The sequence below is a fragment of the Ammonicoccus luteus genome (genome assembly GCF_050880385.1).
In the GTDB taxonomy this organism is placed as follows: Bacteria; Actinomycetota; Actinomycetes; order Propionibacteriales; family Propionibacteriaceae; genus Enemella.
Map to the genome: position 1 here is coordinate 154,853 of NZ_JBNZCI010000007.1, position 9,849 is coordinate 164,701.

The 9,849-nt window shown below is 68.6% G+C and carries 10 protein-coding genes; 3 read left to right on the plus strand and 7 right to left on the minus strand.

The window, feature by feature from the left end; genetic code table 11:
• Positions 1-52: 52 nt before the first annotated feature.
• Genes ACQ260_RS15070 through ACQ260_RS15090 form a run of 5 tightly spaced genes read right to left on the minus strand, consistent with a single transcriptional unit; the run spans position 53 to position 4,845 of the window.
• Entirely contained in the window at positions 53-955 is a 903-nt protein-coding gene (locus ACQ260_RS15070; protein ID WP_432560278.1) for a type II secretion system F family protein, read from the minus strand.
• On the minus strand, positions 952-1,830 hold the full coding sequence (locus ACQ260_RS15075; protein ID WP_432560279.1) for a type II secretion system F family protein: 879 nt from the start codon (positions 1,828-1,830) through the stop codon (positions 952-954). The genes ACQ260_RS15070 and ACQ260_RS15075 overlap by 4 nt, the downstream gene beginning before the upstream one ends.
• A complete protein-coding gene (locus ACQ260_RS15080) occupies positions 1,827-3,371 on the minus strand; it encodes a TadA family conjugal transfer-associated ATPase (RefSeq protein WP_432560280.1) in 1,545 nt (514 codons plus the stop codon). The genes ACQ260_RS15075 and ACQ260_RS15080 overlap by 4 nt, the downstream gene beginning before the upstream one ends.
• The gene (locus ACQ260_RS15085) at positions 3,368-4,174 is read right to left on the minus strand and encodes a CpaE/TadZ family protein (protein WP_432560281.1); all 807 of its coding nucleotides are present in this window, start codon (positions 4,172-4,174) and stop codon (positions 3,368-3,370) included. Before ACQ260_RS15085 ends, ACQ260_RS15080 begins: the two co-directional genes overlap by 4 nt.
• Positions 4,174-4,845 carry an SAF domain-containing protein gene (locus ACQ260_RS15090; protein ID WP_432560282.1) on the minus strand — a complete coding sequence of 224 codons (672 nt, stop codon included), beginning with the start codon at positions 4,843-4,845 and terminating at the stop codon, positions 4,174-4,176. The genes ACQ260_RS15085 and ACQ260_RS15090 overlap by 1 nt, the downstream gene beginning before the upstream one ends.
• A gap of 223 nt (positions 4,846-5,068) precedes the next feature.
• Between ACQ260_RS15090 and hemG the strand changes: the two genes are divergently transcribed.
• Entirely contained in the window at positions 5,069-6,430 is a 1,362-nt protein-coding gene (gene hemG, locus ACQ260_RS15095) for a protoporphyrinogen oxidase (protein ID WP_432560283.1), read from the plus strand.
• On the opposite strand, the gene ACQ260_RS15100 is transcribed toward hemG, so the two are convergent.
• Complete coding sequence (locus ACQ260_RS15100) at positions 6,404-6,925, minus strand: DedA family protein (protein ID WP_432560284.1); 522 nt, start codon at positions 6,923-6,925, stop codon at positions 6,404-6,406. The genes hemG and ACQ260_RS15100 overlap by 27 nt on opposite strands.
• 300 nt (positions 6,926-7,225) lie before the next feature.
• Here ACQ260_RS15100 and ACQ260_RS15105 point away from each other — a divergent pair, with 300 nt between their 5' ends.
• On the plus strand, positions 7,226-8,752 hold the full coding sequence (locus tag ACQ260_RS15105; RefSeq protein ID WP_432560285.1) for a cobyric acid synthase: 1,527 nt from the start codon (positions 7,226-7,228) through the stop codon (positions 8,750-8,752).
• A 162-nt stretch (positions 8,753-8,914) separates the two neighbouring features.
• Here the strand turns inward: ACQ260_RS15105 and ACQ260_RS15110 are convergent, their stop codons facing one another.
• Positions 8,915-9,370: an SRPBCC family protein gene (locus ACQ260_RS15110; protein WP_432560286.1), complete on the minus strand. Its 456-nt coding sequence runs from the start codon at positions 9,368-9,370 to the stop codon at positions 8,915-8,917.
• A 160-nt stretch (positions 9,371-9,530) separates the two neighbouring features.
• Here ACQ260_RS15110 and ACQ260_RS15115 point away from each other — a divergent pair, with 160 nt between their 5' ends.
• The gene (locus ACQ260_RS15115; RefSeq protein WP_432560287.1) at positions 9,531-9,719 is read left to right on the plus strand and encodes a hypothetical protein; all 189 of its coding nucleotides are present in this window, start codon (positions 9,531-9,533) and stop codon (positions 9,717-9,719) included.
• Positions 9,720-9,849: the final 130 nt, after the last annotated feature.

A 9,849-nucleotide genomic window follows, 5' to 3' on the forward strand; every position in this document is an offset into this window, starting at 1 on the left:
GGTTCGATTCTGGTCTGTCGGAGGGGTGCCTCAGGACGGTTATCCACAGGTTTCAACCACCAATGAGGCGCAATAGTGGCGGTGCGAGGAAGATGAGGCCGAACACCATTGCTGGCACAGCCATGAAGACGGTCATGCGCTCGCTCACCTCGTGGGCCGCGATCCGCGCGGCCGTGAGGTGGGCGTCGCGAAGCTCACGGACGCGAGCTCGCAGTGTCCCGGTGACGGCCGCTCCGGTTTCGTCGAGCTGCAGCACATCAGCGATATCGGCGAGCTGCGGCAGCCGGAGACGGTCCGCGAGGGCACGCAACTCGCCGAACGGCGGATGCTGTTCGAGACGGGCCCGCAGCAGCGCTGCCCGGATGCTGAGGAACAACGGATGATCGCTGGTCGAGGCGGCCGATTCCAGTGACTGTGTCGCAGACAGGTTCGCCATTCGTTCGAGCGTGACGAGGTCGAAGTAGGTGAACATCGCTTCCGCGGCGTCAACTTGGGCTCGATCCTCACCGCGCCGCAGCAGCAGGTCGGGCACGAACCAACCGACCACGCCACCCGCCAGCGCGGCGATCACGGGCACCACGGGAGACAATCCGACGATCGGCAGGAAGACCCCGCCCAGGAGCCCGGGCACGAGCAGCCCGAGGAGTCCGATCACCAGCTTGTCGGCATAGAATTCCGCGATGGATTTGTTCTGCAGTTCCAGGACCCGCGATTGGCTTGCAGTGAGCGGAATGGGCGTTCGACGATAGGCCCACAACCCCGCCCTCTCGCTCCGCGAGGTCGCCTCCACGGGAAGGTCGGCCCGGCGGGGGTCAATTTCCACTCCGTCCAGGACGCCGAGGCCGTCGGCCAGTCGCGGATGTGCACGGGTCCCGCCATATAGCGCCGCCACCAGTCCACCCATCACGAACATTCCGCTCAGCAGCACCAGCCCGGTCAGAAGTTGAGTCGTCATCGCCCCGCCTCCTGCAGGATGCGCTGGCGACGCGGCGGAGCGGTGATCCTGCGCATTCCGAGCAGCGATGCGAAATAGATGCACAGCAGCGCCGCCAGGATCACCTGTCCGATCCCGCTCCGATAGGGGGCGAAGAACTCCCCACCGAACAACAGTGCGAGCCCGAACACGACGACGCTAATGACCGTGACCTGCCGGACGACCACCCTCGGTTTGGCACGTTCGGCGTCGATCTCCCGCAGGGCCCTGAGCCGTTCCTGGACCGAGTCACTGAGCGCGTCCAAGGTGGCCGTCGCACCGGTGCCGCCGCGATGGGCTGCCAGTGCCAATGCCGCGAGCACCGCATCTGCATCCGGAGTGTCGAGCGCATCACCCATGGCTTTCAACGCGTCCCGGAGGGGCCAGCGGTGTTCGATCCGGGCGACAAGGAGGCGTACCTCCTCCGCCAACAGCGGCGGCGGGTTCTTCGCGGAGAGCCGCAATGCATCGCTGATCGACTGGCCGGTCTGCAGGTTGGCCGCCATCGCGCGGACCCAGCGGTCGAGGCTCGACAGCATGTCGGCTTCGGCGTTAGGTGGGTCACCCAGGAGGTACGGCAACGCGAGGATGAGCACGGGTGCGAGCGCCAACAACAGCGCCCATCCGGTCGCCAGATAGCCCAGCAAACCGATGACCACGCCGAGCACAAGCAGGCGGTCGCGGTTGCGGCCACGCCTGCCCGACGGACGGCGGGTCAGCCGCGACCAGCGGGCCGAGAGGGTCTCGGCGGTGCGGTGAGTGCCGGAAGGGAGCGGCCTGCGCCGCAGCCCGAACGAGAACGCCACCACCCCACCGACGAACAGGGACCCCGTCGCGACAGCTATGAGCGTGCTCACGATCGCTCCGGTCCCGGCCAGGTGCTGAAGAACGGGGTCAACTCGGCCAACGAGCGTGGGTCAGGCCTGAAGCCTGCGGGATCGACAGCGGTGGGTTCAGCTCTGTAGGTGACGTGAGTGACGGGTCGGTCGTTCTCGATGCTGCCTGTGAGTTGTCGAATCTCGGAGATGAACCGGCGCCGCGTCCCACCGCGCCAAGTGTCGTCCACGAGCGTCACGTGAATGAGGTAGTCAATGTTGTGCGCGATCTGACGATAGGCCTCCTCGACGTCGATCGACCCGTCCTGGGCAACCCGGGACGCAAGTCGGTCCATCGTCGACGATGCGGAATGGGAGTGCGTGGTCGACAGGGACCCGGCGCCCGACTGCATCGCCGTGAACATCGCGGCCGCCTCGGACCCGCGCACCTCTCCGACCACCAAACGGGTGAGGTTCTGCCGCAACGCCTCGGGGATGAGGTCCGCCACCGTGTATTCACCGATCGGTCGCCCGTCCTGACGCTCTCCCAACCCCACCTTGGCCTGCAACGCGAGGATGTTGCGGCGATTCGGCTGCAGATGGGTCAACAGCTCGTAGTCCGTCTCGATGGTCCCGAAGCGCTCATGATCCGGGATCGCCCCGATGAGTGCTCGGAGGAGCGTGGTCTTTCCGGCGCCCTGATCACCCGAGATGACCATGGATTTGCGAGCCCTGATCGCGGCATGGAGATAGCGCCCGACCTCCTCGGACATCATCCCGCCCGCCACCAGGTCAGGCAGGGTCACATCCACGAGCGTGTGCTGACGGATAGTCACCGACGGCCGATAGGCCAGTCCGAACCCGATGGCATGCAGCCGGAAGCGGTCGCCGAGAGCAAGCGTCATCGTGGGGTGGGCGTCGTCGAACGGCCGGGTAGGCCGGGCCTGTTCGCCGAAGAAGCGGATCGCCTCAACGAGTTCTTCGTCGGAATCGGCGACAGGTGCGTGCTGGGTCCTAGTGCCATCAGCGTGCTGCACCACGACCGAGTCCCAGCCGTGGATCTCGATGTTTTCCACGTCGGGCAACTCGAACAACGGCTGCAGCCGGCCATAGCCGAAGATGGCGTTCTCGACCGCCCGCGCATATGCCTCTTCGTGATCAATCGACCAGAGTTCTGCCCCCTCATCGTTGAGACGCTCAGCGTGCGCCCGGACGATCTGACGGATCACAGCCCGGCCCATGAGCCGCCGGTCCTGTTCGGACAGGGACCGGCCCTCGATCCGCGCCTGCTCCGACCGGTCGCTGATCTCGGCGGAGGCCCGGCGGCGCAGTGTGACCACCAGCGCCCAGTCGAGGTTCTTCGCCACCGCGTCGGCCATCGAGCGCTGCCGGTTCGCCGCGTACTCCTCCGGAGAGAACGTGGTCACCACGCCGTCGACCCACAGCGTGGCCTCGCCTGGCGGCACGAGCGCGGCGTGGGCGGCGCCGGGCGCGCGCGGCGTCTCCGCGTGTCGGTCGGCGACCGGGGCCGTGAACAACCCAACCCGGCTGAGAGGCGCCGGGGTGGCACCGCGGCGACTCATCGCGCGCCCGTTTCCGTGCGGCGGAGTTGAGCGAGCTCGAGTTCCGGTCTGCTCACCCGGTTGCGGATCGCGATCGCAGCAGCCCGGATGCTGCGCACCAGAGCACTATGAGCGAATCCCCGGCCCTCGGACCGGCCCTCCGACCACACCCGCGCGGCGCGTGGATGATTGGCCACGCTCGCCCAGACCGGAATGCCGAACTGGCGGGTGATTTCCTTCGCGCCATACGGCTCACCATCGCCGATCAGCGTCAGGCCCAGCTGGGTGCCCGTCGCGAGGGAATCGATGCGTTGCTGAAGGTGTGGGAGGTGGAGACGCACGCCCGCCAGCGCTCGCAGGCTGGTCCGGGTGATCACGAGGACGGCGTCGGCCTCCGCCACCATCGGAGCGGGAAGGCCCTCTCCGATGCGGCCGGCATCGACGACGACGGTGACACCGGCATCACGGAGTTGTGCCAGCGCATGCATCAGATCCTGCCAGACGGGCCCGAAGAGGGCGGGGGAACCAGGATGACTGAAACCGGGCAGGAACAGCCTGCGCTCCTCCACCTGCTCGCCCAGAGGGACGCAGTGGAGCCGAATCTCTTCGGCGATGGCCCGGCGCTCGCGATGGGCACGGGCGAGTCCGGTCAGGCCGCGGCCGGTCGCCGGGGCCCCGTTGAGGAAGCCGGCGAGAACCGCCTGGGTCGGCTGCCTGTCGGCGTCCACGAGAAGAGTGTCGCCCGGCCAGCACCGCGCCAGCCCGAGCGCGGTGGTCGTGACTCCCGGCGCGCCCGCGGCCGACGCCAGCACGATGATCGGCATCAGCGTCCTTCCTTCACCAGCGCGATGCGATCCGTCGCCGCGAGCATGGCAACCACCGGTGCCTGCGCGGTGTCGACCCGGACGTCGAGGAGTTGCGCGACCCCGTCCGGCCCCGTCCGCGGTGGAGTCAGGACACTCGCCCGGACAGGGCGGGGCAGTTCGGTCTCCGCACCGGGATTGGTCCTGGGATCCTCCAGCGGCACCAGGAGCACCGCCGTCCCGGCCGGAAGATCGCCCAGGGGGACTCGCCCGGGCACCAACCGCAGACCCAACTGGACGCCACCGGGATCCAACGCGGCACGTCCCACGCTTCCTGCCGGCAGCAGTGCGCCCTCGGCGAGGTCGACGAGGGCCTGTTGCCCCGCGAGCGTCGGGAGGTCGGCGGCCCGCACCGACGACGCACCATCGAGTTGACCGACCTGAGCCACGCGGAAGTCGCTCGCCGCAACGATCTCACCGCGCGACACCGCACGGGTGAGCACCAGAACATCGGCCGAGCCGGACGCCTCGCCCCACAGGACAGCCGCACCGAGTCCGCCCAGGCACATTGCCAGCACACCGGCGGCGATCCACTTGGGTTGCCTGCGCACGCGCAGGCGCCCGGAAGTCGGTTCGCTCCCCGACACCCCAGCCGGTCTGGCCGCGGTGGGGCGCGTCACAGTCGCCGTCATCTGGGTCCTCCGTCACATGTCCTTCGCACGCCACAAGTCAATCCGTCCGCGACCTCGCGTGGGACGGTTATCCACAGGCATGCCTTAACAAGGCAGAACCATGGCAGAGTTTTCTGACCATAAGTCGGCGTGGACACCAAGAAGGGAAACTTCCGGCTCGGCGCGCAGCGCCGCTTCGGTTCGACGGTCGGTGAGTCCGCCGAGGTCTGTACGCTCGGTGCCCGTGACGAACGTCGTAGTGGTGGGTGCAGGGTTCGCGGGTTTGGCAACGGCCCGCAGCTTGAGCCAACAGGGGCACGACGTCACGATCCTGGAAGCCACCGAACGCATCGGCGGCCAGGTCCGGACCATCGGCTGGCACGGCCTCCCGGTCGACGTGGGCGCGGAAGCCATGTTCCTCGGCGGCCCGCACCTGAAGCCCCTGCTCATCGACCTGGGCCTCACTGATCAGCTCGTGGCCCCCACGGCCGGGACGTCCTGGCTGCAGAAGGGCAAGAAGCTCGTCCCGCTGCCGGCGGGCGTCGGCCCCAGCGGCCCCACGCAGCTCAAACCGGTGATGAAGTCCGGGCTGCTCAATCCGTTCGCCCTCGCTCGAGCGGGGCTCGAACCGGTGCTGGCCAGGAAGAAGATCGACGGCGATCTCTCTGTCGGCGACTTCATCACCCGCCGCTTCGGCCGAGCCGTGGCCGAGACCTTCGTCGATCCTATGCTCGGCAACCTCCACGCGGGCGACATCGACCGGCTCAGCCTGGTGTCCACCGCGCCGCAACTGGTGCCCGCGGCACGGGCGGGCCGCTCGCTGGTCAGGAAGAAGACCCACGGCCCGTCGTCCGCCGGCCAGGAAACCAGCCGACCCGGCGCCCGCCCGCTGCCGCCCTTCGCGTCGTTCGCGACCGGCCTGGAGACGCTCGTCGACGCCCTGGCCGCCAACCTGACGATTCACCGGAACGCCCCCGTCCGGGGAGTCCGGCGTACTCCCTGCGGCTGGGACATCACCACCGACTCCGGGACCTTCGCCGCCGAGCGCCTCGTGCTCGCCGTGCCCGCGAACGTCGCCGCCGCGCTCCTCGAGCCGACGCTTCCCGGCATCACCGGGGACCTCACCGCCGGCCGGGTCGCCGACGTGGCGACGGTCGTGTTCGCCTATCCCGCGGCGGCCGCCGACAACCCGGCACTGCGCGACGGCAACGGCCTCCTCCTGCGCTCCGGCTCGGGGCGGCTTCTCAAAGCGGCCACCTTTCTCTCCCGCAAGTGGGCCCATCTCCACAGCGACGAGGTGTTCCTGGTCCGCGCCTCCGCCGGCCGGGCCGGGAGCGACGCCCTGGACCTCGTCGACGACGCGACGCTCGCCAAGCGCCTGCATCGCGAACTCGCGGACATCATCGAGCTCAACCACCGTCCGGTGGACACGTTGGTGACGCGGTGGCCGGGGGCGTACCCGCAGCTAGAAGTCGGCCACGCCGCCCGCATGGCCGGCATCCGGGAGCGCCTCGCGGAGCACCCGGTCCGGCTCGTCGGCACGGCGTTCGACGGGATCGGGTTGCCGTCGGTGTTGAAGTCAGCTCTCGCCGGTGTGGCCGACTGACTCGACCTCGGGGCGCTCCGTGCGCGCCCGAGCCGCGCGGCGCTGAAACGCACGTACGCCCAGAATCCCCGCAACCGTCACCCCCAGAGCGACCAACGCCCACGGCGAACTCGCGAGCGCGAAGAACACCGTCTGGATCGCGGCGAGCCCGATCGTGGAATAGACCAGCGCCCACATCATGCACCCGAGCGTGACCGCCGGCAGATAGCGGGTGAGCGGCATCCGCAGCGCGCCCGCACTCAGGTTCACAGCCGTCTGGATCCCGATCGTGAGGAACGACAACGGCACGGCGAGCACACCCCAGCGGTCGGAGAACTTCTTGGCTTTCGCCATCGTCGGGCCGTTGACGAACCGTTCGATCCGGGGCGATCGCCGGCCGCCGGCGACGAGGAGCCGCCCCACCCAATAGGTCGCGTTCGCCCGGAGCATGACGATGACGAAGAGGGTGAGGTACGCCCAACCGAGCGGCAACGCGAGAATCGAATCGAAGGACACGGCGCCTTTCTGGTCTGTTGGGGATCAGAGTACGCCGGTTCGCGCAGAAGTTAGGCTGCCCTAACTCGCTCGGTGAGACGGGGGGCTCGCATTTGCACGCCGCGGATGAGGAGGCAGCCGGGAGTGCGACCTCCTGCACGAGTTGGTGGGCGGGAGAGCAGGGAACAGGTCGTCGCCGGCTCGCTATCGTGAGCGCATGTCGCGACCCCCCACCGCTACCTGCTTCGCGCGCAGCATCGCTCGTGTGACGTTGGACGGAATTCGGGCGGTCCCGCTCTCGCGTCGTCGGTTGGTCGCGGAATGACCGGAATCCTGCTTGCCGGCACTTCCTCGGATGCCGGCAAGTCCCTGGTCGTGGCCGGAATCTGCCGGGCACTCGCCGATAGGGGTGTACGCGTCGCGCCGTTCAAGGCACAGAACATGTCGAACAACTCGATGGTGGTCGCCGAGCCCGACGGCACCTTCGCCGAGATCGGGCGCGCTCAGTGGCTGCAAGCCCGGGCCGCCCGGGTGGCGCCGACGTCCGCGATGAATCCGGTCCTGCTCAAGCCCGGGACGGACCGGCGGTCGTTCGTGGTGCTCCGCGGGCAGCCGGGTGGGACGTTGGAGGCCGGGGAGTACGCGACCGGGCGCCGCGGGCTGGCCCAGTCGGCGTTCGCTGCCTATTCGGAGCTCGCGGCCGAGTTCGATCTCGTCGTCAGTGAAGGCGCGGGTTCGCCGGCGGAGATCAATCTGCGGGCCGGTGACTACGTGAACTTCGGGCTCGCGGAGCGTTTCGATCTGCCGGTCGTGGTTGTCGGGGACATCGACCGTGGCGGGATTCTCGCGTCGCTCTTCGGCACGTGGGCGATCGTCTCCGAAACCGACAGGGCGCGGCTGGCGGGCTATGTGATCAACAAGTTCCGCGGGGACGTGTCGGTCCTCGAGCCGGGACTGGAGGAACTCACGCGCAGGACCGGCATGCGGGGGCTGGGCGTGATCCCATGGCTGGACGACGTCTGGCTCGACGGCGAGGACGCCCTGCGGGTCGATCGGTGGGTGGATGCGACCCCCAGAGACGGACTCCGGCCTCCTCGGGGATCGGTGGCTGAGGGAGGACCGATGGCTGACGAGCGCGCAGCTCGTCTCGACGCCCCGCTCACCGTCGCCGTTATCCGGCTGCCCCGGGTGTCCAACGCGACCGACGTCGACGCCCTGGCCGCCGAACCGGGGGTGGAGATCACGGTGACGACGAGCCCGATGGCCGTCGCGACCGCAGACCTCGTGATCGTGCCGGGCAGCAGGTCGACCGTGTCGGATCTCACGTGGCTGCAGGAGCGCGGTCTTGCGGACGCGCTGGTGGCGAGAGCCCGGCGTGGGCGGCCGGTGCTCGGCATCTGCGGCGGATTTCAGATGCTCTGCCGCGAGATCCACGACGAGGTCGAGTCCGGCACCGGCTCAGTCGACGGCCTCGGCCTGGTTGACGGCGTCGTGCGGTTCCGGAGCGAGAAGACACTCGGGCTCCCCACCGGAACCTGGCGCGGGCATTCGGTCGGCGGCTATGTGATCCACCATGGGCGAGTCGAGCTCGGACCCACGGCCGAGCCCTTCCTCGACGGCGCCACCGATGGCGTCGTGTGGGGCACCCTGTGGCACGGGGCCCTCGAGCACGACTCTTTCCGGCGCGCGTGGCTCACCCAGGTCGCCGTCACCCTCGGCTCAGCCTGGCAGCCACAACCCGGACCCGGCTTCGCCGAACTCCGCGAAGCCATGCTGGATCGGCTCGGCCGGGCGATCAACGAGCACGTCGACCTGGACACCCTCATCGATCTTGCCCGCCGGGGCTAGCCGCGCCGTTCCGGAACCGCGGGCTGCTCGGGCGCACCGTCACAAACCGCATTCCTGAGGGGTCTCATCGCAACAGTCGTCACGGGGGCGCCTGAAAATGCGGCTTCTGACGACGGCCCCGCATCAGGGAGGCTGGCGCGCCCTCGGGACGGCGCGTGCGACTCAGGCCACGGCGGCGGCGAGCAGGTTGAGCGACTCCTCAAGCGCCTTCTCGGGGACTGCCGGGAACAGCGGGATGAGTTCCTTGTCCGTGACGTTCGTCCAGTCATAGGTGAGCGTCACGTCGGTCGCACCGGACCCGCGGGCCTCGAGCATGTAGACCCACTTCCAGCCCGCCGGTTCCTCGCCCGGTCGCGCCGGCGCCCAGCCGATCAGCTTGTTGTGCGCATAGGCGATGACATGGTTCTCCATCTGATAGTCCCCGCCCTGGGACTCGTGATGCATGTTCATCGTGAACTTGTCCCCCACGGCCAGCAGTCGCTGGGTGCGGTCGTCGGCGACGACCATTCCGGAACCGTCGAATTCCTTGTGACGGGCGGGCAGCGTCAGGACGTCGAACAGATCCTCCGCCGGGGCGTCGATGGTGCGGGTCACAACGATCTCAGTCTTTTCGCTCATGCCTTCCACACTGCCAAATCGCCGGTGACGCCGAACGGTCGGGGCGCGCGCCGGCGCTGTCGACGAAGCCCGTCGCCCGCAAGTGATGAGGCAGCCAGCACAGCAAACCCAGAGCGAGAACCTGATGCGGAGCCGAAGAACGCCGTGATAGTCATGCGACATGGACGTGATCGAAAAGCTGGAGCGCTGGACGGACTCGGGCGCTCACTGGCGCGTCGTGCGGCGCTCCGGGGACCGGATCACGATTGCGCTGATCACGTGCACCGGGGATGAGGAAGTGGACCGGCTCACGTCGACCGATCCTCGGCTGGTGGCCTGGCTCGCAGGCCGCGCGTCCAGCGAGGACTGAAACACAATCACCGCCAGCCGGACGGGTCCGAACCGTCGGGCCCAGCGCCTAGATGTATCCGGCCAAGACGTTGGTAGCAGCGTGGGGTTGTTGACGTGAGGGGAACCTCCGGGTGGGGTGTGGCTTGTCG

Coding starts and splice junctions, on each gene's coding strand:
- ACQ260_RS15070 (WP_432560278.1), bottom strand. CDS start 955: ATGACGACTCAACTTCTGACCGGGCTGGTGCTGCTGAGCGGAATGTTC.
- ACQ260_RS15080 (WP_432560280.1), bottom strand. CDS start 3,371: ATGAGTCGCCGCGGTGCCACCCCGGCGCCTCTCAGCCGGGTTGGGTTG.
- ACQ260_RS15085 (WP_432560281.1), bottom strand. CDS start 4,174: ATGCCGATCATCGTGCTGGCGTCGGCCGCGGGCGCGCCGGGAGTCACG.
- ACQ260_RS15090 (WP_432560282.1), bottom strand. CDS start 4,845: ATGACGGCGACTGTGACGCGCCCCACCGCGGCCAGACCGGCTGGGGTG.
- ACQ260_RS15105 (WP_432560285.1), top strand. CDS start 7,226: ATGACCGGAATCCTGCTTGCCGGCACTTCCTCGGATGCCGGCAAGTCC.
- ACQ260_RS15110 (WP_432560286.1), bottom strand. CDS start 9,370: ATGAGCGAAAAGACTGAGATCGTTGTGACCCGCACCATCGACGCCCCG.
- ACQ260_RS15115 (WP_432560287.1), top strand. CDS start 9,531: ATGGACGTGATCGAAAAGCTGGAGCGCTGGACGGACTCGGGCGCTCAC.